This window comes from Paraburkholderia elongata (assembly GCF_013177735.1).
GTDB lineage: Bacteria > Pseudomonadota > Gammaproteobacteria > Burkholderiales > Burkholderiaceae > Paraburkholderia > Paraburkholderia elongata.
Window position 1 is genome coordinate 1 of sequence record NZ_WOEZ01000019.1, and the last position, 22,853, is coordinate 22,853.

Annotated in this window: 20 protein-coding genes and 1 pseudogene; 10 read left to right on the forward strand and 11 right to left on the reverse strand. The window is 61.1% G+C overall.

All coding sequences use genetic code 11. The features are described from left to right. The first annotated feature begins 391 nt into the window (after positions 1–391). The 3 genes and pseudogenes from GNZ13_RS03620 (at position 392) to GNZ13_RS03630 (ending at position 3,730) form a co-directional block, all read left to right on the forward strand. Complete coding sequence (locus GNZ13_RS03620) at positions 392–1,003, forward strand: putative quinol monooxygenase (protein ID WP_236001788.1); 612 nt, start codon at positions 392–394, stop codon at positions 1,001–1,003. Between the two features lie 678 nt (positions 1,004–1,681). After that, positions 1,682–2,873, forward strand: a pseudogene (locus tag GNZ13_RS03625) (TIGR03118 family protein). Positions 2,874–3,205: 332 nt separating this feature from the next. Beyond that, a complete protein-coding gene (locus tag GNZ13_RS03630) occupies positions 3,206–3,730 on the forward strand; it encodes a hypothetical protein (protein WP_172160584.1) in 525 nt (174 codons plus the stop codon). A gap of 341 nt (positions 3,731–4,071) precedes the next feature. Here the strand turns inward: GNZ13_RS03630 and GNZ13_RS03635 are convergent, their stop codons facing one another. From GNZ13_RS03635 to GNZ13_RS03685, 11 genes are all read right to left on the reverse strand, one after another. After that, the gene (locus tag GNZ13_RS03635; protein WP_172160586.1) at positions 4,072–4,977 is read right to left on the reverse strand and encodes a helix-turn-helix domain-containing protein; all 906 of its coding nucleotides are present in this window, start codon (positions 4,975–4,977) and stop codon (positions 4,072–4,074) included. Between the two features lie 187 nt (positions 4,978–5,164). Next, the gene (locus GNZ13_RS03640) at positions 5,165–6,139 is read right to left on the reverse strand and encodes a LysR family transcriptional regulator (RefSeq protein ID WP_172160588.1); all 975 of its coding nucleotides are present in this window, start codon (positions 6,137–6,139) and stop codon (positions 5,165–5,167) included. A 716-nt stretch (positions 6,140–6,855) separates the two neighbouring features. Then, positions 6,856–7,506 (reverse strand): response regulator transcription factor, encoded by a 651-nt coding sequence (locus tag GNZ13_RS03645; RefSeq protein WP_172160590.1) that lies wholly within the window; start codon positions 7,504–7,506, stop codon positions 6,856–6,858. 100 nt (positions 7,507–7,606) lie between these two features. Continuing rightward, on the reverse strand, positions 7,607–7,918 hold the full coding sequence (locus tag GNZ13_RS03650; protein ID WP_172160592.1) for a DUF4148 domain-containing protein: 312 nt from the start codon (positions 7,916–7,918) through the stop codon (positions 7,607–7,609). 156 nt (positions 7,919–8,074) lie between these two features. Then, positions 8,075–8,224: a hypothetical protein gene (locus tag GNZ13_RS03655; protein ID WP_216674697.1), complete on the reverse strand. Its 150-nt coding sequence runs from the start codon at positions 8,222–8,224 to the stop codon at positions 8,075–8,077. A gap of 175 nt (positions 8,225–8,399) precedes the next feature. Further along, positions 8,400–9,527 (reverse strand): FAD binding domain-containing protein, encoded by a 1,128-nt coding sequence (locus GNZ13_RS03660; RefSeq protein ID WP_172160594.1) that lies wholly within the window; start codon positions 9,525–9,527, stop codon positions 8,400–8,402. Positions 9,528–9,822: 295 nt separating this feature from the next. Next, positions 9,823–11,499: a cation/acetate symporter ActP gene (gene actP, locus GNZ13_RS03665; RefSeq protein WP_172160596.1), complete on the reverse strand. Its 1,677-nt coding sequence runs from the start codon at positions 11,497–11,499 to the stop codon at positions 9,823–9,825. Beyond that, positions 11,496–11,831 carry a DUF485 domain-containing protein gene (locus tag GNZ13_RS03670; protein ID WP_172160708.1) on the reverse strand — a complete coding sequence of 112 codons (336 nt, stop codon included), beginning with the start codon at positions 11,829–11,831 and terminating at the stop codon, positions 11,496–11,498. Before GNZ13_RS03670 ends, actP begins: the two co-directional genes overlap by 4 nt. Before the next feature lie 101 nt (positions 11,832–11,932). Next, complete coding sequence (locus GNZ13_RS03675) at positions 11,933–13,159, reverse strand: FAD binding domain-containing protein (RefSeq protein WP_407945603.1); 1,227 nt, start codon at positions 13,157–13,159, stop codon at positions 11,933–11,935. After that, complete coding sequence (locus GNZ13_RS03680) at positions 13,159–13,644, reverse strand: VOC family protein (RefSeq protein WP_172160600.1); 486 nt, start codon at positions 13,642–13,644, stop codon at positions 13,159–13,161. Before GNZ13_RS03680 ends, GNZ13_RS03675 begins: the two co-directional genes overlap by 1 nt. 195 nt (positions 13,645–13,839) lie before the next feature. Further along, the gene (locus GNZ13_RS03685) at positions 13,840–14,547 is read right to left on the reverse strand and encodes a TetR/AcrR family transcriptional regulator (protein WP_172160602.1); all 708 of its coding nucleotides are present in this window, start codon (positions 14,545–14,547) and stop codon (positions 13,840–13,842) included. Positions 14,548–14,885: 338 nt separating this feature from the next. Here GNZ13_RS03685 and GNZ13_RS03690 point away from each other — a divergent pair, with 338 nt between their 5' ends. The 7 genes from GNZ13_RS03690 (at position 14,886) to GNZ13_RS03720 (ending at position 22,785) form a co-directional block, all read left to right on the forward strand. Continuing rightward, entirely contained in the window at positions 14,886–17,885 is a 3,000-nt protein-coding gene (locus tag GNZ13_RS03690) for a winged helix-turn-helix domain-containing protein (protein ID WP_172160604.1), read from the forward strand. Positions 17,886–18,174: 289 nt separating this feature from the next. Beyond that, a complete protein-coding gene (locus GNZ13_RS03695) occupies positions 18,175–18,612 on the forward strand; it encodes a PRC-barrel domain-containing protein (protein WP_172160606.1) in 438 nt (145 codons plus the stop codon). A gap of 302 nt (positions 18,613–18,914) precedes the next feature. Continuing rightward, the gene (locus tag GNZ13_RS03700; protein WP_172160608.1) at positions 18,915–20,039 is read left to right on the forward strand and encodes a sensor histidine kinase; all 1,125 of its coding nucleotides are present in this window, start codon (positions 18,915–18,917) and stop codon (positions 20,037–20,039) included. After that, positions 20,029–20,715, forward strand: coding sequence for a response regulator transcription factor (locus GNZ13_RS03705; protein WP_172160610.1), 687 nt, complete (start codon positions 20,029–20,031; stop codon positions 20,713–20,715). Before GNZ13_RS03700 ends, GNZ13_RS03705 begins: the two co-directional genes overlap by 11 nt. A 370-nt stretch (positions 20,716–21,085) precedes the next feature. Continuing rightward, positions 21,086–22,033, forward strand: coding sequence for a helix-turn-helix domain-containing protein (locus GNZ13_RS03710; RefSeq protein WP_172160611.1), 948 nt, complete (start codon positions 21,086–21,088; stop codon positions 22,031–22,033). Further along, on the forward strand, positions 22,020–22,274 hold the full coding sequence (locus GNZ13_RS03715) for a hypothetical protein (protein ID WP_172160613.1): 255 nt from the start codon (positions 22,020–22,022) through the stop codon (positions 22,272–22,274). Before GNZ13_RS03710 ends, GNZ13_RS03715 begins: the two co-directional genes overlap by 14 nt. Positions 22,275–22,371: 97 nt before the next feature. Beyond that, complete coding sequence (locus GNZ13_RS03720; RefSeq protein WP_172160615.1) at positions 22,372–22,785, forward strand: DUF3331 domain-containing protein; 414 nt, start codon at positions 22,372–22,374, stop codon at positions 22,783–22,785. Positions 22,786–22,853 lie beyond the last annotated feature (68 nt).

A 22,853-nucleotide genomic window follows, 5' to 3' on the forward strand; every position in this document is an offset into this window, starting at 1 on the left:
TTGGTAGAAAGCCATGTTACCGACCTGACGCCCATGGAACCGCATCGCCGCGGGCGCAACACGTAGGCTCCGATCTTCAGCTATGGTAGCAGCGGTCGTTCAACGCATGTTGGCATTGCTCTAACCAGGACAGTCGGAGCCACGTCAGACCACAGTTCCGCGGGTCACCGGGCGCCAGACGGCGCATACTGCAGACGAGTCCCTGACCGGGGGCGCCAGGCTAGAGGGGAATTCGAGCTTGCGCGGCTCACCCGGCGTGCGGCGCTCTTACATAATCTACTGCGCGGCGCTGCTGGCTTGTTAGCGTCGAAGGACTGCACGCTCGACGCGCTCACGGTCGGTCGATCACGAATGGAGGTGTCTCATGGGCACTAAAGGTCTGCTCGTCAGGTTGGAAGTCAAGGCCGGCAACGACGACGCCATGGCGGAAGACGTCCTGCGCTCGGCTCTCGCGATGGGTCGGGCGGAAGCCGCAACCACCGCGTGGTTCGCGATCAGATTCGGGCGATCGGAGTACGGCATCTTCGACGTGTTCGCAGACGATGCCGGCCGCGAGGCGCATCTGGCGGGGCCAGTTACACAAGCACTGTTGGATGCCGGCGGCAGCGTGTTTGCCGGGGCGCCGCTGATTCAGGAGTTCGACGTCCTGGCCGACAAGTTGCCTGCAACGTCATCGGGCGAACGGGTCACGAAGGCGCTGCTCCTCACGTTCAAGGCAAAGGCGGGTCATGAGTCACAGGTCGCGCAGTTCCTTCGCGACGCGCAAGCACTCGTGGAGCAGGAACCCAAGACCGTTGCCTGGTTTGCCATCCGCCTTGACGACCGTCACTTCGGCATTTTTGACGTCTTCCCCGACAACGGCGGTAGGTTTGCGCACTTGACGGGTCATGTTCCTCGGGAGCTCGCCAAGCATTCGCTGTCATTGCTGGGCAGCGTGCCGGATATCGGAATGCTCGACGTGGTTGACACAAAATGGACCGACCAGTCTACGGGGGCGCGGTGAACGGTCAAGCAGACGGCGAACAATGCCTGACAGGGAACCTTCCCCACAGGTCGGAATCTGCCTCCGTGTCGTATCGCCAGGGACAGCGCAAACGGTTTTATAGTGAGCATCGCGTGGCTGTACCCGGCCCCGAGAGTTTTCAGGTAAGACCGTCCGGGTTCGACCCCTTGCCGTCATTCGAGTCTGCGCGACGGCAACGGCTGTTTTCGAAGTCCAACGGCTACTCGCGGCAGAAAGGTATGACACAGCGAGCCACGTAAACACTCGGCGAAGTCGCCTTGAAACGGCTGGGTCATGAAGGCGACGGTCGCGTCCACTTAATGTTGGGCGCCAAGGTATCCAAAGTCAGCACCGAATTGGTACACGGTTGCTGGGGATAGACTTACTTTGTGCGAGCGAACTGAACGGCCAGGCGGCGTCGGTAAATTCACCGCTCGAGTTCTGTGACAGTGCCGTGAATTTATCGTGACTCACTCAAAGTATTGCTTAAAGCACTTAAAGCACGTTCTGATCCATGAATCAAGTCGAAGGGCCGAGGCCCTATCGCGTCATTCGACCGTGTGGCAAGTGGAATTTTTTAAAGGATAGCGGGAATATTTGAAGGACAGCTGTCGTTTAGCCTCCTCTGGCGCCTACTCGCGGAGCAATTTCTCACCAGTCAGACTAAGGAGGGTAGTCATGTCACAGGTCTCTTGGGCTCTCAAAGCGGCGGCCGTGATCGTCCTCGCCGCCGGCTTCACAATCGGGCATGCCGCTGACGATGATGCTTACGTCGTCACACCACTCGTGTCCAACCTGGCAGGCGCCGCCCCGAAGGTCGACGGGGTACTACAGAACGCTTGGGGTATTGCCTTTAGTCCGGCAGCAAGTCCATTCTGGATCAACGACAATGCCACAGGCTGCTCCACGCTGTATGACGGCGAGGGGGCAAAGGTGGCGCTGCAGGTCTCCATCCCGCTGCCAGGCAATGTCATACCGGCCAGCGCCTGTCATCCCGTCTTTCCCAACAATCCACCGAATCCCGCGCCTGCGGCGCCGACCGGAATCGTGTGGAATCCCTCATCGGCGTTTCTCGTGCCAGGTACCACGATCCCGGCCGCATTCATCTTCGCGACCGAGGATGGCACGATTTCCGCTTGGGCCGGTGGGTTGAATCCGCCGACCAACGCCGTGATCGCGGTCGATAACTCGTCCTCTCCATCCGCCGCCAGCGGGGCCGTCTACAAGGGTCTCGTCTTTGGTGTGAACGCGAAAGGAGGATTCCTGTTTGCGACGAACTTCCGCTCGGGTCGGATCGATGTATTCGGGCCAAACGGCGGTACGAACGGCTTGTTCACGTCCGCGACGACGGACGGCGGCTTCACCGACCCGGACATCCCGGCCGGCTACGCGCCGTTTGGCATCGCGAACATCGATGGCGACCTTTTCGTCACCTATGCGCAGCAGAACGATCAGAAGCACGACGATGTTGCAGGCAGAGGTCATGGATTCGTCGATGTATTCGATACAGACGGCCACCTGCTGCGCCGCTTCGCCAGCCGAGGGGCGCTCAACTCGCCCTGGGGAATCACGCGCGCATCGTTTGCATTCGGCCGCTTCCAGCGGAAAAATCCTGATTGGCAACTTCGGCGATGGCCGAATCAATGTCTTCAACGATGACGGCACGTTCGTCGATCAGCTGGAGGATGCGTACCGCAATCCACTGGCTATCGACGGCCTGTGGACTCTGACACTCGGTGGCGGCCGCAACTCGAGCTCGGACGCGTTGTACTTCTCGGCAGGTCCTAACAAGGAGGTCAATGGACTGTTTGGGACCATAGCTCCTATAGGCGCCTCGAAGGCACGAGCGTCCGCTCAGCACAGTCAATAGCCGGCAGTCGCGCGTGGCTCCCTGCGCAGCTTCCTGGCAGTGACCTCGTCACCGCCAGGAAGTGGCGAGCGTGCAGCGCGATGGGGCTGTAGGTGCCCTCACGAACATCGCGGACAAGATGTGCGTAGACCTCGCCCACATTGATCGTCGTACCCACCGGAGACCGCGACCTTGTCCGGGAGTCGCGAATGTGACGTTTGACGTCAGCTTGAGATCTCGAGCCTGGAAGCCGTGTGCATCGCACTGAGGTTACACGTTCAGGGGCGTCGACGTACATCCATCAAACCAGAAAGCAGACGCCGCGTCCACTCCCTCAGGATATCGAACGGCCAATGAAGCAACATTCGTCGCCGCTAATCGAATGGCCGCTTGCTGCATGGAACCGCCGCCTGACCGTCCGAAGAATGGTGCCGACGAATGACACTTCATGGCCGGTCCCTGCCTGTCGGCGATCGGCGGCACGCGACCCGAAGCGGAAGTCCACGGATTGCCGTCGCGCCTATGGTGGACGAAGGGCAAACCGCATAGACTTCTGCCATTCAACCGGCATGGAGGATGATGCAATGAAGATCCGCAAGCTAGCGACTGCGTTGATTTTTGGGCTCGTGTCTTCTGTGGCTCTGGCCGATGGCGTGCCCGTAATGATCAATGGCGGCGGTCTTCATTACAGCGATCTCGACCGGCAGATTACGGATCGCGTTATCGCTGTTGCATCAACCAATCCGATGTACTCCGTCGTCCCTAGCGCACCGGTGGCTGACCAGGCGCAATGCATCCTCGATGCAGGAACGATCCTACAGACGGCCTTCAACAACTACCTTGAGAAGACACTTAAGCGCACGGGCAAGACATCTTGAACAGGCGCGTTTATCAGGCATTATGTTGATGAGAGTTAGGTCATGGCCGGAAGCGCGGTGTCCGGAGTTGGCCGACTGCCGTCTGCCAGCGAGCCTCGTCGTGTGGCCGCCTCGACAAAAAAAAGAAACAGCGATATGCATCGGCGTCGGCCACACGTGCCGGTTGGGGCGCAGCGACCAATGTGCAAAGAAATGCTGATCATTTGGACAAAGTGCAAAGTTATGCTTGCAAACCGGCTTTCGCTGTTGAGCCACGTCCCTTATCGCGCCACGAGACGGGCGCAAGAATAAGATTGCCGCATACTGCAAAGTTATCCTTGCTGTCTCACTGTCTCACTGTCTCACTGTCGGCGCCAGGTGCCCGGCGGTGTGCCGACCAGTTGCGAGAAGGTTCGCGTGAAGTGGCTTTGATCGGAGAAACCGCATGCGATGGCGATGTCCGACAGCGACGAGTCGGAATGCCGGAGCAATTCGCGCGCGCGATCGATGCGCCGCTCCAGTAACCATTGATGCGGCGTGCGATGCGTGGTTTCGCGAAACGCCCGGATGAAGTAGCTGCGCGACAGGTTGCAGGCGTTCGCGATCTCACCAAGCGAAACATTGCCCTCAGCCTTCGCGAGCAGCATGTCTTTGGCGCGCGTTTCGTGCAGACTCGAGAGCCGCGGGCCTTTCCTGTTCGATTGGGCCGGCGCATTGCCGTACCGGTCGATCAGATGTGTCCCGATCGTCATACCCAGCTGCTCGACAAAGAGTGGGCTTGCTTCGCTCTGGCAATCCAGTGTCAGGGCTAATACTTGTGCGAGGTGGCCGAAGATGGGGTCTTTCTGGCCCGACGGCGACGAAAAACCCTCGATGGCCTTGCCGGTTCGCTCGTAGCAGACGTTGGCGATAAAAGCACGCGACAGCTCCACCAGCACGAAATCGAAAGCGCCATGCAAGTCGGCCCGGTAGTCTTCTTCGAAGTTACGTATGTAGACCGAATCTTTCTCGAAGTCGTGCGACGCCGACCGGTTCCCTGAAATAATGCGCCTGTGGTGTCCCGCTGTCAGCGAAACGCCGATCAGGAAGCCGCGATTCGACGCCGGCGTTACAACTTCACTGGTCTTCTCGTGGTGTCTGCATTTGCGATAAAACGTGAATTCACCCGTGTGAAGTTCCAGGTCCTTATGCAACTGATTCGACAGACATCCCAGCGAGTCCTTCTGCCGAGCTACCGTGGCGGTGGAAGTTTCTGCACCGCTAAACATGATCCGTCACCTCCGTTCGTCGCGCTACGGTTGCATGCCAGTTCGCTTGGCCAAAAGCTGGAGAGGGTGATCGTCAGCGTTACTGCGCAATTATCTCGAAAATACCGGCGTCAATTATTAATTTTCATTAAGGTTCGGCTTTCAGGAGATTAATTTCCTTCAACTCGCTTTCGAGGGGCGGCGCGAATCAGGATTGCAGCACCGCTTGGGCATGTCCGGATGAGTTAACAGATGAGTCAACGGCCGCCAGATTTTCAATCCGCAAATCGAGTTTTTCTTTTAGCGACACAGTCAGGAATTCAACGAACGTCTTGATCTTCGCGTCGACGAATCGACGGGACGGATACATGACAAAAACGTTGATTGTTTGAAGCGGGTACTCTGGAAATAGCTGAACGAGTTTTCCCTCTTTGATATCGTCCACGACCGAATAAGTGGGTACCACGCCGACCCCGGCGCCCGCGAGCAGCGCGACTCTGAGCGCCTGCATGTTGTCGACGACGAATTGCCCCGCCAGCTCCGCGCCGGCTGTGGCATGCCGGGCGATTTCGGCGAGCCACCCGGAGGGCGGATCGAAGCTCGAACTGGTATGCATGAGTGTGTGGTTCGGCAGGTCGCTCACTGTAGCAATGGGATGCCGTGCGAGATATTCCGGAGCCGCGACCAGCGTGCGCTCGCAGCGTCCTATGAGCTTGCTCACATTGCGAGAGTCCGGCAGCGCCGACGCCGACACGATCGACACATCGAACTCGTCCTCGACCAGATTCGCCATGCGTGGCAGCAGTTTCAGATCGACGGAGACCGCCGGGAAGGCCTGCCGGTATTCGACGATGGTGGACGTCAACTGTTTCAGACCAATGTCGGGTACGGCGTGAACTCTCAATCTGCCGCGCGGCAGCGTGTGGGCATCGCTGGCCTCGGCCTCCGCGTCGTCGAGGTCGGCCAGAATCTTCTTGCAGCGGTGGTAGTACCGCTCGCCGCACTCCGTAAGCGAGACGTGGCGAGTCGTTCGTTGCAGCAACCGCATACGAAGATGCTCCTCGAGCGACACCACCGCGCGAGAAATATTGCCGGCACTGCATTCCATATGTTTTGCAACCACGCTGAAGTTGCCGGTCTCCGCGACCCGCGAGAACACGCGCATGCTGAAAATCCTGTCCATAGTCGCTTGGCTCCTGAATCCGGTTGAACTCGGCAACACGTCTTGCCTGATGTGAAGACAATACGGTCAGCGGCGAGCTCGCGCCATCCCTACATACGGGTGCTGCATTCATCAATGCATTCACGCCGCTAATCCGCGCGTATAGGGTGAAGTAGGGAGGGGGAAGGATTTCTAGAGCGTGTTAGGCACTTTGGATACGGCTCTGCGCGTCCGCGACGATGGTGGTCTGCGTCAGCCACGCGAGCGCTGCTCAATCGTCGACGCTTCCGGCTTCCGACATTCACGATGGATGGCAGACGGTTGCAGTATGAAGCCAGCAGGCCGATGAGGAGCAGGCGCGCAAACATCCATGATGGCTAGTGCCGAAAGCAGGTACATCAAAAGCCGAATGTACGGACGCAGTCGTGACCTTCAAAAAATGCAAACCACGCTTGCTCGTAGGCGGGAGTCCATGTACGGATAAAGAGCTGCAACCCATCCTGTCTGTCAGAAACACACGATCGCTTGCTCAAATGGGACGCGTTCATATAGACAGCTTGTGAGAGACCGGTTGGGCTACGGTTAAGCGTCCTTGCTCCGGTAACGGGACGATTCGATGATGTGACGTTGGCGAAGATTTGCGTGTGCGATGACGCAACCGGCATCCATGCGATGTTTAATGCCGTGCGCGAGGCGTATGCGGGGAAACTCGCACGTACGGTTCTGCGGCTACCGCTCTAATGAGCGGAAGGGGCTGTTAACCTCTTCGTTGTTGATGTTTTGAGCTCCAGTTTGCTTGCCTGCCTGACCAGAGTGGCAAATGAATCCGCCTGCATTTTTCTCATTATGTTGCCGCGGTGTACCTGCACGGTGTATTCGGTGATACCAAGTACCGCTGCCGCCTGCTTGTTGAGCAGGCCACTTGCGATTAACGGAAACACTTCCTGCTCACGAGGCGTCAGCGATTGATAGAGAGCCTGGAGCATCGCTGCATTCTCTGTCTCCTTGCGAAGAACGTGCGCCCTGGCGAGGGCCGCATCGACCGCGCGCATCAATGCATCTGCATCGAGCGGCTTTGTGAGGAGGTCAACAGCCCCGCCCTTCATGGCCAAGACCGTGGAGGGCACATCTCCCCTTCCAGTAATAAAAATGACTGGAATCGGAGATTCCATGCCGAGAAGCTTCTGGACTTCCAACCCATTCATGCCTGGCATCCTCAATTCCAGAATCAGACATGCAACAACCTTTTGACGCGGTGTGTCCAGAAACTCACTTCCGGAGTTAAATGCGCGGACGTCTCTTCCGTTTGCGCGCAGCAGCGTAGAGAGTGCTTCCCGTACCCGTCTGTCGTCGTCAACCACATACACCAGTTCGCTTGCGGATTGCATGGAATCCCTCAGTTGTTAGCTGAAGCCTCGCCTAACATCGTATTCCCGGCCCACGATAATCTCGCCGAATGCCTCTCTCATGCGGTCGTGCCGACAAAATTTATAGCTCTTGACCATGGCGCGGAATCGTCGCGAGAAAGATCGGATTTCCACGCCGCGCGTTCGACGAACCGCTGCTAACGCCACCGTAGCCCGTTGCCGCGCTGTTTTGTGCCGACACACGTGCCTCCGCGGCCTGGATGGCATCGGGGTAGTATGCGTCGCCGACGCCGACGCGATATCCGGCCTGTTCAAGCTGGATCAACTCGGCGCGCACCTGATCACGTGTGATGTGCGAATTCGATTGCGCGAACGACACGACAGGCGCAGTGAGTGCTGCGGCGACGACAATGGTCTGAACGAGGGACTTCATTTTCACTTACCTCACATTGGTATTGGGCCGGTGCGAACACGTTGTCGCATTCCGTGATCCGAAGTTTATGTAAGGAATAACCGCAGATTAAGGTGCCTGTGAGGAAGGCATTGTGATCGATACCTGAGTGAAACCGTTGGAGCGCACCGGTGCCGGTTAGCGGAGATCCGGCGTATCGACCGGCCCCGTGTGCGTGAATTCAACGAGCGTGGCTTGGTCACGCGCGATCATCGCGGGCAGGTGAGTGTCGAGGAAGTCGATCCACGTGCGCGTTTTCGCGTCGACGTCGACGCCAATGGGCTTCAATTGGGTGCCGTCTTTCTCGACCGGATGCAATGCAAGTCTTGTGGCGAGGCGTTGTGGTCGTTATCGAGAAAAGGAGCGGTGGCAAAGCCCCAGCGTGAGCTGGTACGCGATGCGATGCTTCAGATTGGAAGTGCCTAACACGCTCTAGTGAAGCGCCGGATCGCCGGATCGAGCGCTATGGCGAGCCGAGCCCGAACGACTGGGCAAGTTGTGGGCCCTTGAGGAGCAGGGGCTCGACGGCGGCGCGCCGCGCTGTGGCCCAGTCGGCGAGTACGTGCACGACGTTCTGCGCCGGCTCGGCTAGCGCTTGTGCGAGGCTCGCGGCGTCGTCGGCGGCTTTCGAGGTGCCTGAGCCCGTGTGAGGCCGCAGCGTGCACGCTGCGTCGCCCACGAGAGCAATGCGTCCCTTGGCGAAAGACGGACTCAGCGCGTCTGAGATGGCTTGCAGGAACGGAGCGTCGGTCGCCGCCACCAGTTGCGACAAGATGCGTGGAAGCCTATCGTGCGCCGCGCGATGCAGGTGCGCCAGTGACTGCGCCGACAGTTCGCCCGGCGCAACCGATACGTTGTGCCGTTGCCCGTCGCGGCCGGTCAGAAACGAGTTGATCGACGACGCGTCGGATTCGTTCCTGTACCAGAGCCAATTGAACCGGCGCGTGCCCGGTTCGAGCGAACCGTCCAACGCTGGAATCAGAAACGTCATGAACAGTTCGGCTTGCGAGCGGCACAACGTCATGTTCTCGATCAGATCGGCGATGTCGGCACGCTTGAAGGCGCTTTCATTCACTAGGCCACGCCAGGCGATGTAGCCCGCGTACGACGAAGCGTTGCCGGGAAACAGCATCGCGCGAAGCCGTGAGCCGGTGCCGTCGGCGGCGATCAGAATGTCCGCGTGCGCCGGTGGCGGGCCGTCCGCGAAACGGAGTTCGAGGCCGTCCGCGTCTTCGGCGACGCTCGCGACGGTGTGCCCGTAGTGAACCGCGCCGGGCGGCAGCATGCTGCACAGCGACCGGTAGACGGCGTCCCACGATGAGAACGGCAGCAGCTCCGGGTCGTCGCGTGTCACGTGGCCGTCGATATCGATCCAGCGCCGCCGGTGCGTCGGCACCGAGAGCATCTCGCGGGTTCGATGGCCGTGCTCTTCGAGAAAACGCAGCATCCGCCGCAGCACCACGACGCCGCCGCCGCGACCGCGAAGCGGTGCCGCAGAACGCTCATAGACGAGCACCTCGTGACCCGTGCACGTCAGCGTCAAAGCGCAGGCGAGTCCTGCTATCGAGCCACCCGCAATGGCAATTTTCATGAGCGAATGGCCTCAGGCGTGACGGATGCGTTTTTCATGGCGAGTCTCATTTGCCATCGATCCGATCAGTATGTGTCCGAGCCGGCGTACAAGCCCTTCCGTTCAGGAAAATTAAGAAAAATTAGCCACGGTATCGAGCGGCCTTTCGCCATGCTTTCGATCCGGAATGCGAGACCGTGTCATAGCTGAAGCGGCGCAGATAGCTACTCGGCTTTTGCGCCAGCCGCCGTGTTTCCGGACGTACCGTCCAGCCCGCGTCGATGCGGCCCATCAGGATCGGCAACGCGCCAAAGCCTTACCCGCGCTTCACCATGCCGAGCTCGCAGTCGACGAGCTGGTTGCCATACAACGCACGTTCGCGTACGCCACGTGGCGAGCTGTCGGTGATCGAGAAAAAGAACACGCCGGCGAAGGCAACGATCATCGAGAAGAGCGCCGGGTATTCGTACGGGTAGATCGCATGCGCGTGTCCCAGCACCTGCACCCAGACTGTCGGGCTGAGGATCGTCAAGGTCACCGCCGTGATCAGCCCGAGCGAGCCGCCGAGCACCGCGCCTCGCGTGGTCAAGCCGCGCCAGTAAATCGAAAGAAGCAGGACCGGAAAGTTCGAGCTGGCCGCAATCGAGAAAGTCAGACTGACGATGAACGCGATGTTCTGCTTCTCGAAGGCAATGCCCAGCAGAATGGCGAGCACGCCGAGCACAAGCGTGGTGATCCGCGACATGTGCATTTCTTCGCGGTCCGTAGCAGAACCGCGGCGAATCACATTCGCGTACAGGTCATGCGAGACCGCCGAGGATCCGGCGAGCGTCAGGCCTGCGACAACCGCGAGAATCGTCGAGAAGGCGACCGCGCAGATGAAGCCGAGAAACACGTTGCCGCCTACTGCGTGCGCGAGATGGATGGCTACCATGTTCACGCCGCCGATCACCGCGCCGGAGGCCGTGTGATATTGCGGATCGGTCGCAACCAGCGCAATCGTGCCGAAGCCGATGATGATGATCAGCGCGTAGCCAATGCCGACAATGCCCGTCGCGTACAGAATGCTTTTTCTGGCTGCCTTCGCGTTGCCCACCGTGAAAAACCGCATCAGGATGTGCGGCAATCCGGCCGTGCCGAAGATCAACGCCAACCCGAGCGAGACGGCGGAAACCGGATCCGATACAAGTCCGCCCGGCCTCATGATCGCGGCATGCTTGGGGTGCGCGAGGATCGCCTGCGAGAAGAGGGCATTCAGACTGAAGCCGAAGCGGCTGAGCACCATGAACGCCATGAAGGCCGCACCCGCAAGCAGCAAGGCTGCCTTGATGATCTGAATCCATGTCGTGGCGAGCATGCCGCCGAAAAACACGTACACCACCATCAGTACGCCGACCATCACGACCGCGACCGTATAGTTGAAACCGAACAGCAACTCGACAAGCTTGCCGGCGCCGACCATCTGCGAGACGAGATAGAGCAGCACGATGACGATCGAGCTCGAGGCGGCGAAGGCGCGGATCGGCCGCTGTTGCAGTCGATAGGACACGACGTCGGCCAGCGTATAGCGCCCGAGATTGCGCAGCGGTTCGGCAATCAGAAAGAGAATGATGGGCCAACTGGCGAGAAAGCCGATTGAATAGATCAGACCGTCATAGCCGCTCGTGAAAACCAGCGCGGATATGCCGAGCAGCGAAGCGGCGGACATATAGTCGCCGGCGATCGCCCAGCCGTTCTGGAAGGCGGTGATCTTGCCGCCGGCCGCATAGTGATCGGACACGCTGTGGTTCTTTTTTGCCGCCCAGCGCGTGATGAACAGCGTCGACGCGACGAATAGCAGGAACATGCCGATCGCGATGGGATTGTGCGATCGCGCCGGCGCTGCGGTTTCGGCCGCAGCGGCGGGCAGGGCGGTGATGGCAGTAAGGGCGGTAAGGGCTCCGACAAGCAGTGCGCTCGACAACCGCCCATGCAGTTGAGAATTCCGTTTCATTGCCGTGCTCCTTGCCGGATTTCATTCACGGCGCGGTCCTGGGTGGTATTGGCTCGCGCGACATACACCGCGACCAGCGCGAACGTAAAGACGAACATGCCGAAGCCGACCGGAATTCCCCACGTTGCCGGATAGCCGTCGACGATCGGCCGGCCGAGCAGCGCCGGTGCGAACGCAAGCGTGAGAATGAAGGCAAAGTACACAGCCAGCATCAGGATCGTGAGCGTCCACGAGAACGTGCGTCGCGCTCGCACAAGTGCGCGAAAGTGCGGATCGTCGAGCAGCGGATTTGCCGGGGGCGGCGGGTCGCTGGCGACGTGCTGCGCGCTCATCGGATAGGTTGGGGCGCCATGTTCCACTTGGTCTCCTTTCGAAACGACTTCTTATCGGTGCTGCAAGAGTGGATCGAACCCACCGCAAGCACAACGAACATTTAAAAATGTGCAGGTACTGCGGTCTCGCGCATCACCGCATCGGGCGTGCGATAGCGCTCGGCCATTTCACGGTCGACCTCGGTTTTCAATTGCGCCTGCATGTAAGCGCCGAGATGGCGCGCGTGCTGGACGATGGCCGCGCCGACTTGGGTGCGCACGCTGCTGTACTCCGCGAGTGCGTCCTGAACGTCTGCATGACTCTTCAACGCGCTGACTAGCGCCATCGCATCGCTCGCCGCTTTGGTGACGCCCATGCCGCAGTGCGGCCGCGCGACGAACGCGGCGTCGCCCAACAAGGCAACCCGGCCGAACGCCATGTGCGGCACTTCGAGGTCGAAGATGGGTTGAAAGAGCGGTTGCGCCGATTTGGTCACCACTTCGCCGAATTGCGGCGCGAGCAGCGTGAGCGCCGCGTCTTCCATGTCGGCGAGCACCTCGCGGCGAATCAGCGTTGGCGGAATGCCACCCACCCAGCGTTTGCCGGATTCATCGGTCAGCAGGTTCGGCAACTGGATGTCTTCGCTCGTCGCGCGATACCAGACGAAGTTGTAGCGGCGCTCGCCCGGAGTCGTGCTGTTGCCTTGGCCGGCAACCGGATAGCCGAGAATCTGTTCGCGCGGCGGCAGGCAGAAGGCAAACTTGTCGAACAGCGCCTCGCGCGTGGCTCGCGACAGCGACGCTTCGTCGACAAGGCCGCGCCATGCGACATAGCCGGCATACTGAAGCTTCACGTCAGGCAGGAACCGCTCGCGAATCGCCGACTTGAAACCGTCCGCAGCAATCACGAGGTCGGCGCGCAATACGGTGCCGTCACTGAGCGACACGCTTGCCTGATCGGCTCCGTCTTCCACGGATACGACGGTGCCGCCGGCATGGTAGTGGACGTCGGGCAGCGCCGCGCGCAGCACGTGATACATCTTGCCCCACGCGGTCAGGGTCTGCGGCAGTTCGCGCTCGGACAACACCGCGCCGCTCTGCGCGAATGTCACGCGCGACTGCACTTTGACGCCGATCGAGTCGTCGATTGCGATGCCGGCTGCGGTCATGGCGTCGAATAACTCGGGATGGGTGACGATGCCGGCGCCGCGGCCGGCCAGTTCTTCAGGAACGCGCTCGAATATGTCGACATCCCAGCCATTGCGGACCAGCAGATTGGCCGCAAACAGGCCGCCCAGCGAGCCACCGACGATGATTGCTTTTGAACGTGCGGAAGGATTGGTCACGATTACTCTCCTGCGTTGATGGATGCGCGATCGAAGGCCGGATGGGCTTCGGCCAGACCGGTGACTTCTTCTGCGGGGAAATTCAGTTCGATGGTCACGCCGGACGGGTCCTCGATGAACACCTGATGCAGGCCGAGGCTCGGCACCGTGCGATCGCGCCAGGCCACGCCTTCCGCTTGCAAGGTCTTCCACATGTCTTCGACACCCGTCGCAAGAAACGCGATGTGGTCGACCGTGCCGGTTCCGGTGGCGGGCAATGCCTTGTCGCCGAGATAGGCGGTGAGCCCGGCGGGATTGTCCGGATCGACGCCAATGATGTGGACGGTGCCGAAGTCGGCCTCATCGCCACCCTTGTAAAGCCACGCGCCCGGAAAGTCGAAGGGCGGGCGGTAGCCCCGCTTGAAACCGAGGATCCGCTCGTAGAAACGACAGGATTGCTCGAGATCCATCGTGCGGATCGAGTAGTGCGCAAGTTTTGACACAGGCATAAGGAACTCCTACTATGCTATTTATCGTTCGATTAGTGATCGATGGATAAATAGTAGGCGAATTCTTCGGCGGGAGAAAGCGGCGTAACGGCGGTGTTTACCCTGGAAAATTCGCTGGAAAATTCGCTGGAAAACGCAAAGGAGCGTTGCGCGATGGGCGATGCAGCTAGTGGCCGGCTGTGGTGCCGGCCGGCGTCAGGCTTTGGCCTTGCTGGAGGCTTTCGGTACGTGCTTGAGCGCTTCAGGCACGCCATTGAGGAAGGCGTCGACCTGGCGCGCGATGTGGTCTTCGACGTTGTCGCTGACCGGCAGTCCGTAGATCCATTTCCGGACGCCGAGATAGAAGATGCTGGCGTGCAGGCTCCAGATCAGCTCCAGGTCGATCTCGCGCTGCTTCGTGCTGGACGAAGCCGGGAGGTCGTAGGCGGAGCGGATTTCCGCCATGACGGGCAGGAACACGTGTTCGCGCAGCCGCGACAGATATTTGGAGTTGATGCCTTCGCGCGTCAAACCGGCGAAGATGAAAATCCGGATCCATTCGCGCCGCAGGATCACGCCGGCGTACGACGAGTAGAACCTGATCATCCGTTCCTGAATCGGCACGGAGCGGTCCTTGATCAGGCTTTCCCAACTCGTGTCCCATTGATAGACCTCTTCGTACACGCGGTCGATCAAGGCTTCCTTGCTCGGGAAATAGCGGTAGAGAAGCGGCTGGGTCACGCCGAGTTGGCGCGCGAGTTCGCGGGTGCTGCCGGAGAAGCCGTGCGTGGCGAAGTGGTCGATGGCCTTCAGCACGATCTGGCGCTCCCGCACTTCGGGAGCCAGGCGGCGCGTGATGCCCTTCTCGATGTCGTGCACCTCGCTCTTCGACGCTGCGTCGACCGTCCGTACTTTTCTCGGCATGGTGTGTTCGGTACCCAGGATGTTCGGACGCATCATACAAAGATTACCCCGCTCTGGCTAGGCGAAGGCGCCCTGCGGCCGCGCTTGCCGAGCGGGCCGGAGGCCGGTTGGGAGCACGCGCAGCGCTCGGTTGCGATGTCCAGCGCGGTCAGGTCGGGGGCGAGGCCGGACGCGCTTAGTACAAATTTTTTGAACAGTACGTTCAGTTTTTTCCGCGCATGCGAGGTCGTCGCTGCTCTAGACTCCGGGGGATTCGACGCTGAGTGTTCTTTCCTCAGTTCTCCCCTCCGTCTTCCCCCAGTTGTTCCTTTATCCGCTGTGTTTGGGATGCTCAGGTAATGATTCACATTGGCCCGCTTCAGGTAGACGTTGAGCGTCGGGAAGTGTTTCTCGACGGCCAGCCTGTGCGCTTCGGCAGCCGCGCGTTCGACATACTGGCCGTGCTGATCGCCGCGAACGGCGGGCTGGTGTCGAAGAACGAGATACTCAAACAGGTCTGGCCGGACGCGATCGTTGAAGAGAACAATCTTCAGGTTCATATGTCCGCGCTTCGCAAGGTGCTGGGCGAAAGTCGCGGACTGATACAGACAGTGTCCGGACGAGGCTACCGGCTGGTTCAAAGGGCTTCGTCTGCGGCTGCCTTCAGCAACGCTAATGATGACGACAAGCTCGACGACGTCATGCAAGGCGGGAGCGTTCCGCACAACCTGCCTGTCAATTTGTCGGCGCTGATCGGACGGGACCAGGCGCTGGACGATGTTTCGCTGGCGCTCGCTTCGGCCCGCCATGTGACGCTCGTCGGCTCGGGCGGCATCGGCAAGACCCGTCTGGCCGTGGAAGTCGCACGCGGTTCGCTGGCGCGCTTTCCGGACGGCGTCTATCTGGTCGCGCTCGCCTCGACCTCCGATGCGAGTAGCGTCCTCGCGGCGTTCGCGGCCAGCATCGGCGTGAATCCGGCGAGCGGGCCGCTCACGCTCGCGCGCATCAGCAAGGAGTTCCGCGAGCGGAGCGTGCTGTTCGTGCTCGACAACTGCGAGCATGTGCTCGGCCACGCCGCGGAGCTTGCCGAGACGCTCCTCGGCGCCGGTCCCGCCGTGCGCGTGCTCGCAACCAGCCGGGAGGCGCTGCGCATCGTGGACGAACACCTGTACTGGGTCGCTTCGCTGCAGGTGCCCGCCCAGGACGAGCAGAGTCAGAATGTCCTGCAATGCAGCGCCGTCGAGTTATTCCTGTCACGCGCCCGCGCGATCGACGCGCGCTTCTCATTCGACGAAACAAGCATCCATCTGACCGGCATGGTATGCCGCCGGCTCGACGGCATACCGTTGGCCATCGAACTGGCAGCGGCACGCGCGGCGATACTCGGAATTGCGACACTGGCAAGCCATCTCGACGACCGCTTCGACATGCTGACCGGCGGCAATCGCACCGCGTTGCCACGCCACCAGACCTTGAAGGCGACGCTCGACTGGAGCCACGCGATGCTCGACGATGCTGAACGCACGACGCTGCGCCGGCTAGGCATCTTTGTGAGCAGCTTCACGATGGACGCTGCGATCGCCGTCGTGAGCGACGGCGCGTTGCGGGAACTCGAGGTGATCGCGGCGGTGTCGGGGCTGGTGGAAAAGTCCTTGGTGGTGAGGTGCATGGAGTGCGGCAGGGCGAGCTATCGCCTGCTGGAAACCACGCGTGCGTATGCGATGCAGAAGCTCGAGGATAACGGCGAGCAGCGCGTCGTCATGCTCAATCATGCGCGTTACTTCGCTGGTGTGCTGGAGCGCGAAGCGCTGAGCCGCGCGGACCCCGTGAGCGCCTTCGCCGACGGTTGGCATCAACAGATGCGCGTGCTGCTCGACGACTTGCGCATGGCACTGGGTTGGGCTCTATCGCCGAAGGGCGGCGAAGCGCTGGGCGAAACGGTGGTCGAAGCGCTGGCCGTGAAGGTCGTGTTTCTTCTCTATGAACTATCGATGGTCGACGAGTGCTGCACATGGGCGCGGCGGGCCCTCGATGCGGTCGCGGCGACCCACCATGGCTCGCGCTCGACCCGCCACCTCCGTGTGCATATGCAACTGAAAGCGGCGCTTGCGGCGGCTCTTCTCTACGTCAACGGACCGAACCAGGAAACCTTCGGCATCTGGTCCGAGGTTCTCGCCTCGGCGATTGCGCTTGGGGACCATGCGTTCGAAGCCCGCGCATTGTGGGGCATGTGGAACGCCAGTCAATCGTCCGGTGCGGCGCGCAATGCGCTGGCGTTCGCCGGGCGCTTCGCGTTGCTCGCCTCCGAGGCGGGCGACACGGGTTGCGCGGTGCTCGCCGACCGGCTGCTCGGCATCGCGTCGCATTACACAGGCGATCAACGGCAGGCCCGCGCGTCGCTCGAACAATTGCTGCGGCACGGCGACGGCTTGCATCAGCGCCTGCCGCTGGGCCAGTCCGTCGATCAACGGATCGTCGGCTGTGCGACGCTCGCGCGCGTGCTGTGGCTGCAGGGTTTCCGCGATCAGGCGCTGCGGCTCGCGGAGGATAGCGTGGCCGACGCTTGCGATCAGCAACAGGCGATGGTCACGAGTTATGTGCTGGTCGAGGCGCTTGTCCCGCTGGCGCTGTTGTCGGGCAAGCGGGACAGGGCAGCCCACGCGATCGCGTTGCTGAAGGAGGTGTCGGCGCGCGCGGGTTTGAACGTGTCGCAAGCGTGTTGCCGCTGTTTCGAGGAGTACCTGTGCTCGATGGACGACGTGTCACCCGAGCGCTTGCACGCTTTCCGCACCGCGCTGGACGATCTGGAGTCGCTCGAGTTCGGTGCGCCGCGCGCCATGCTCACGGGACAGTACAGCTTTGCGCTTGGCCGCGCCGGTCAGCGGGAAGAGGGCATTGCCGCCGTAGTGCGCGCGCTGGTTCAGTGCGACGAAACCGGCGACCATTGGTATGCCAGCGAACTCAGGCGCATCCACGGCGAACTGCTGCTGATGGAGCCGACGGGCGCGTCCCCGTCCAAAGCAATGGCAAGGGATGCAGAGGCGTGTCTGGTCGTTGCGTTGGAGGAGTCGCTGATGCAAGGCTGCCGCACGCTGCAATTGCGGGCCGCGACCAGCCTCGGCCGGCTTTGGCACGCGCAAGGCCAAAGTGCGGAGGCTGCACAGCTCCTGAAGTCGGCCTGTTCGAGACTGACCGAGGGTCTCGACTGGGACGATTTCAAAGCCGCTACCCATTTGCTGCAGATCACGGCTGCGGCCAGCGAGCAGGCCATTGCTTCCGCCAACGTTCCGGCCGCTGCACCTGCCGTGGCGGGTTCTTCCGACGCGCCGCCAGACGCAAGAATCAGCGAATGCGGTTAGGCGGCATTCATCTGGATCAGATTCCCGCCGGGGTCAAGCTCGCGACGGGCATGACCTGCACGGTGACGCTGCGGCCGCAGCGTGGCCATTGACCATTGATCTGACGACGGCGCACAAGGCACCACAAATTGAGTGCATGAACGCCGAAACCGTGCGAATTCGAAAACACCGCGAGCGCAACCGGTTCAAAGTAGTGGGCAGCGCGACATGGGCACGCCACACCACAGGCGCCCCCATCTTGGTGTAATTTATCGTTTTGAAACCAACGCAATTCTTGGAGAAAATTATCATGAAGGCAAAGTGGGCACTTGTATTTCTAGCCACGTCGGCGTTTGGTGCGGTGTGCCAGTCGGCAAGCGCACAGGTCGCGGGCACGCAGACCATCGGCGTCAGCGTGGAGGAGTCGCAGCTCATCGTCGAAGGCTGGAGTACCAAGAAGAGCCTGCTGGGCAAGAGCATCTATAACGACAGTGGTGAGAAAGTCGGGGTACTCCACGACATCATCATCGCGCCGGATAACGCCGCGTCGTTCGCGATCGTGGCGGCTCATCAGTTTCTCGGCGTGTCCCAGCACGACGTGGCGATTCCGATGTCGCAACTGGACTATGTGAATGGCAAGCTCGTGTGGGCGGGCGCCACGCGCGACGCGGTCAAGTCGATTCCAGCTTTTCAGTATGCGAAGGTCCGCGTCATTCCCGTGGCGCGCAAGGACTACGGTCAGCACTGACGGATGCGCTTGCGCGGCGGCCGGGGGCGGTAGCCGCGCAGCCGTGATTTTGGAACGATTAAGGAAAAATAAGTACCGCCCTTGACGTGGGCCCGCGCATGATCACATTCAGCTTAAAAGCTATCGGTCACCGGTAGGTCTGAGTGTCATGCGCGCTGACAGCCATCCTGGCCGTCATCCAGATGGACAGGCTTCCGGTATTCGTCAATGAACGCCGTTTCGAACGCCTATGTCCACGCCTGTCTGTTCCCTTTCGACCAACTTGGCCAATTGCCGGCTGCCGGCCTGTTGATCCGCCCGCCATGAAAAATTGCCGACGCGCTTCCCCCCCGGTGCGTCCCGACGTCCGCGTCGTGTCGACGCTCGCCGCCGTGATCGCGCTCGCCGTGTTCGGGATCGCCGCGCTGACCTCTCTTGACATCGCGGCAGCCGTGTTCTATGGGGTGGTGGTCTTGCTGGTCGCCTCGGCCGGCAACCGGCCGGCCACGATCGCGGCCGCGTGGGGCTGTGTGGCGCTGATGTTGCTCGGCTTCATGATCTCGCACAATGGCGCTTATTCTGGCGGCGCGATTGCGCGGTGCGCGGTGAGCCTGCTGGCGATCGCCACCACATCGAGACTGGCATTGAGAAACATGGCTGCGACGGCGATGTTGCACGAACAGGTAGAAATGCTCAATCTCGCTCAGGAAGCGCTCGCGCGCTCCACCGCGGAACTTGCTCACGTCACGCGCATCACCATGCTCGGCGAGATGGCTGCTTCGGTTGCGCACGAGGTTACGCAGCCGATCGCGGCTATCGTGACGTGCGGCGCTGCCGCGTTGCGCTGGCTGAACCGTCCTGCACCGGAGATCGACGAAGCGGCGCAATCTGTCACGCAGATGATCCGCGATGCGAAGCGCGCGGACGAGGTCATTCAGCGGATCCGTTCAATGGCCAAAAAGCGCGACCGTCTTCCGGCTACGGTCGATCTGAATGGGATCGTCGGCGAATCGATCGAACTGGTGCGGCTCGAACTCGAGCGCCATCGCGTCGAGCTGAAAAGCGACCTCGCGGCGCCCCCGCCCACGGCGTGCTGCGATCGTGTGCAACTACAGCAGGTACTCATCAACCTGATCATGAACAGCGTCCAGGCCATGGCCGATGTGACCGGGCCGCGCAAGCTCCGGATCGCCACGCGCCGGTTCGACCACGAGCATGTGCAGGTGATCGTGCAGGATTCAGGCACGGGGATCAGCGAGGAAAACAGCGGCCATTTGTTCAATGCGTTTTTTACGACCAAAGCCGAGGGCATGGGTATGGGGTTGTCGATCTGCCGTTCGATCGTTGAGGCACACGGCGGCCGTATCTGGGCCGAGTCGCCGGCAGCAGGCGGCGCGGTGCTGCAGTTCATTCTGCCCGTTGATGAAGGGAGATGTCATGAGCAGTGATGTGCGTAGCAATGCCGGCAGCGACGCGGGCTGCACCATGGTCTATGTCGTGGATGACGACGAGTCGATGCGCGAAGCCGTCAGCATGTTGCTGCGTTCGGTCGGGCTCGGTGTCGAAACCTTCGGCTCCGCGCAGGAATTCCTCGCCTACGACATGCCGGACGTGCCGAGTTGTCTGATCCTCGACGTTCGCCTCAAAGGTCAAAGCGGGCTCGCGGTGCAGGAACAGATCGCGGCAAGTCAACTCGGTTTGCCGATCGTCTTCATGACCGCGCACGGCGATATAGCCATGACAGTCAAAGCCATGAAGGCCGGCGCGAAGGATTTTCTGGCCAAGCCGTTTCGTGACCAGGACATGCTCGACGCTGTCGCGCATGCGCTGGCGAGCGACGAGGAGCGGCGCGAGGCCAGCCGGTCCGTCGCGGATCTGCGGCGTTGCTACGAATCGTTGACCGCGCGCGAGCGCGAAGTCATGGCCTTCGTTGTGGCCGGGCTGATGAACAAGCAGATTGCGGGTGAAATGGGTCTGAGCGAAATCACCGTCAAGATTCATCGCGGCCAGGCGATGCGCAAGATGGGTGCTCGTTCGCTCGCCGACTTCGTGCTGAAGGCGGAGGCGCTTGGTATCAAGCCGCCGCGGGGCATGGCGACGCCGGCGCGCAATTCGCGTACCTGAGCATCGTGCGGGACGGTCTGTTGTTGGTGCGTGGTTCACGCGGTCATGATGGGTATCGATCTCATACCTTCGTATAGGTCGTACTGGTCCTATAGGTCGCTCACCGCTTCTGGCAAAAGAACCGTTTCTATCCTGTCTCTGTCTTGTCTCAACCCGACATGCTCTGGCGCTCGCCGCGGCCAGGCGGGGTGGCGTGCTGTCCGCATCTTTTGCGGCGTGACTAAACCTGGATATGAGTCGACCCAACCATTGGTCATGGCGAGCAACCGTATGTAGGGCTAGTTGCAGTATTTCCAGTGCGATACCTTGGAAGCATCACAGTGCCGGATCAACCGGGCACCGTCTCACCACTCAATCGGATGACCAGATCATGATCAGCTCGTTGACTTTGCCCGCTGCGCACGTCGTCCAGAGGAGCCGGGGCAGCGCGATCGCCGTGGAGCATCAATGGCGTGCCCCCGGCGACGATCACGCCAACGCGCGGCAGCGAAGCAATATTCTCGTGTCGCGCTGGACCCGTAACGATGCCCAGCCGCTGGAGGTCGTCAATCCGGGTAGCGCCGCGCTCCATTGCGTCGCCATGAACCTGAAGTGCACATCGCTGACGTTCGTTCACGCTGGCGGGACGCTCGTGCGCGGTCGGGTGACGGCGGGCGCGGTGCAGATCACCGCACCGGAGGTACCGTGCAGCGCCGTGTTCGAGTCGCCGGGCGACGTACTGCATCTTTTCGTCTCCCAGCAGGTGCTAGGCGAATGCTTCGAGGACCTGTTCGGCCGCCCGCATGCGGGCGATATCCGTATCGACGATCCGAAGCTCGTGCGCGACCCTGCGCTCGAACGACTCGGTCAGGCGCTTGCCGTGTCGCAGTCTGACGACGCCGCGCTCGGCAAAGTCTTCACCGACAGCGTCAGTCTCGCAATCGTATCGCGCATGATCGCACGTCACTTCACGGTTGCGGAACGGCAGACCCGCGAAGCGAGTGCATTGCCGTCATGGCGGCTCAGCCGCGCGATGGAATACGTCGACGCGCACCTGTCCGAGTCGATCGGGCTTGCGGACATCGCCGGCAGCGCGGGGCTGACCCGCATGCATTTCGCTTCGCAGTTCCGTCGCGCGACCGGCATGCGACCGCACGAATACCTGTTGCGACGTCGGATCGAACGCGCACAGCATCTTCTAGTCGAGTCGAGACACAACGTGCTCGACGTTGCACTGAGCTGCGGCTTCCGATCGCAGGCTCACTTTACGACGGTGTTCAAACGCCTCGTAGGAGAAACCCCTTATTGCTGGAGGATGAAAGCGAATGTCGATCGCTAAACAGATTCACGCGTTTCTGGAAGTCAGCGAAACATTCTTGCGGCAGTCCGGAACCGGGCTAGTCAATGACGAATTGTCATCGCTGGAAGGCGTGGGAAGTGCTCGCGATGCCCGGACGCTGATGGCATGCGTACTGCTCAACTGGAAGACTTCAGCCAATGGCGGAAACGGCGGGGGTAACAGTGGCGGAAGCGGCCACGGCCACGGTGCCATCCCGGCGCGCGTACAGGACAGCGCTTGAGCAGCGCAACCGGACGCCCTGCCAGCCGTGCTGGATTGGCAGCCTCTCCAGAGCCACCTCGATGATCAACCGGACTATCCGAAACAGGAGTGCAATCATGCAGGCGAATGCGAATTTCACCGATCCCTGGATGCAAACCCTCGGTTTGCTGTCCGTCCTGTCCGGTGACACCGACTCCGGCGTCAACGACCTGGCAGCGGCCGTCTCCCAGAACGGCCGCAAGAACTGCGATCTGCCGGTCATGGGAAAACGCTTTGAAGTCCAGGTGCATGTGATCGACCGGCCGTCGCAGTCGACCGCGACGGTCATATGGCGCGACCCGACCCGCTGTTCCTATGGCGATCAGATCTGGCACGCAAGCCGCGCGCGCTTGGCCGGCGTGTGCGCCATGAGCGGACGCGCGATCCAGCCGGGCGACGCGATCTACAAGCCCCGTCCCTGCCGTCCCGCGCCGCTCAACACGGGTGCGATGATTCTGCGCACCGTACTAGACAATGCCGTCGCGCTCTGATGCAGCAAAGCCGACTAAGTCGGCTTTGCTGCAAAGGACCAGGCTGGACTTCGTGTACTCAATGCGTT

Excerpts from the sequence above, each read along its gene's own strand:
- GNZ13_RS03630 (WP_172160584.1), top strand. The coding sequence starts at position 3,206 with ATGAAGCAACATTCGTCGCCGCTAATCGAATGGCCGCTTGCTGCATGG.
- GNZ13_RS03635 (WP_172160586.1), bottom strand. The coding sequence starts at position 4,977 with ATGTTTAGCGGTGCAGAAACTTCCACCGCCACGGTAGCTCGGCAGAAG.
- GNZ13_RS03640 (WP_172160588.1), bottom strand. The coding sequence starts at position 6,139 with ATGGACAGGATTTTCAGCATGCGCGTGTTCTCGCGGGTCGCGGAGACC.
- GNZ13_RS03645 (WP_172160590.1), bottom strand. The coding sequence starts at position 7,506 with ATGCAATCCGCAAGCGAACTGGTGTATGTGGTTGACGACGACAGACGG.
- GNZ13_RS03650 (WP_172160592.1), bottom strand. The coding sequence starts at position 7,918 with ATGAAGTCCCTCGTTCAGACCATTGTCGTCGCCGCAGCACTCACTGCG.
- GNZ13_RS03660 (WP_172160594.1), bottom strand. The coding sequence starts at position 9,527 with ATGAAAATTGCCATTGCGGGTGGCTCGATAGCAGGACTCGCCTGCGCT.
- actP (WP_172160596.1), bottom strand. The coding sequence starts at position 11,499 with ATGAAACGGAATTCTCAACTGCATGGGCGGTTGTCGAGCGCACTGCTT.
- GNZ13_RS03670 (WP_172160708.1), bottom strand. The coding sequence starts at position 11,831 with ATGAGCGCGCAGCACGTCGCCAGCGACCCGCCGCCCCCGGCAAATCCG.
- GNZ13_RS03680 (WP_172160600.1), bottom strand. The coding sequence starts at position 13,644 with ATGCCTGTGTCAAAACTTGCGCACTACTCGATCCGCACGATGGATCTC.
- GNZ13_RS03685 (WP_172160602.1), bottom strand. The coding sequence starts at position 14,547 with ATGCCGAGAAAAGTACGGACGGTCGACGCAGCGTCGAAGAGCGAGGTG.
- GNZ13_RS03690 (WP_172160604.1), top strand. The coding sequence starts at position 14,886 with ATGATTCACATTGGCCCGCTTCAGGTAGACGTTGAGCGTCGGGAAGTG.
- GNZ13_RS03695 (WP_172160606.1), top strand. The coding sequence starts at position 18,175 with ATGAAGGCAAAGTGGGCACTTGTATTTCTAGCCACGTCGGCGTTTGGT.
- GNZ13_RS03700 (WP_172160608.1), top strand. The coding sequence starts at position 18,915 with ATGAAAAATTGCCGACGCGCTTCCCCCCCGGTGCGTCCCGACGTCCGC.
- GNZ13_RS03705 (WP_172160610.1), top strand. The coding sequence starts at position 20,029 with ATGAGCAGTGATGTGCGTAGCAATGCCGGCAGCGACGCGGGCTGCACC.
- GNZ13_RS03710 (WP_172160611.1), top strand. The coding sequence starts at position 21,086 with ATGATCAGCTCGTTGACTTTGCCCGCTGCGCACGTCGTCCAGAGGAGC.
- GNZ13_RS03715 (WP_172160613.1), top strand. The coding sequence starts at position 22,020 with ATGTCGATCGCTAAACAGATTCACGCGTTTCTGGAAGTCAGCGAAACA.
- GNZ13_RS03720 (WP_172160615.1), top strand. The coding sequence starts at position 22,372 with ATGCAGGCGAATGCGAATTTCACCGATCCCTGGATGCAAACCCTCGGT.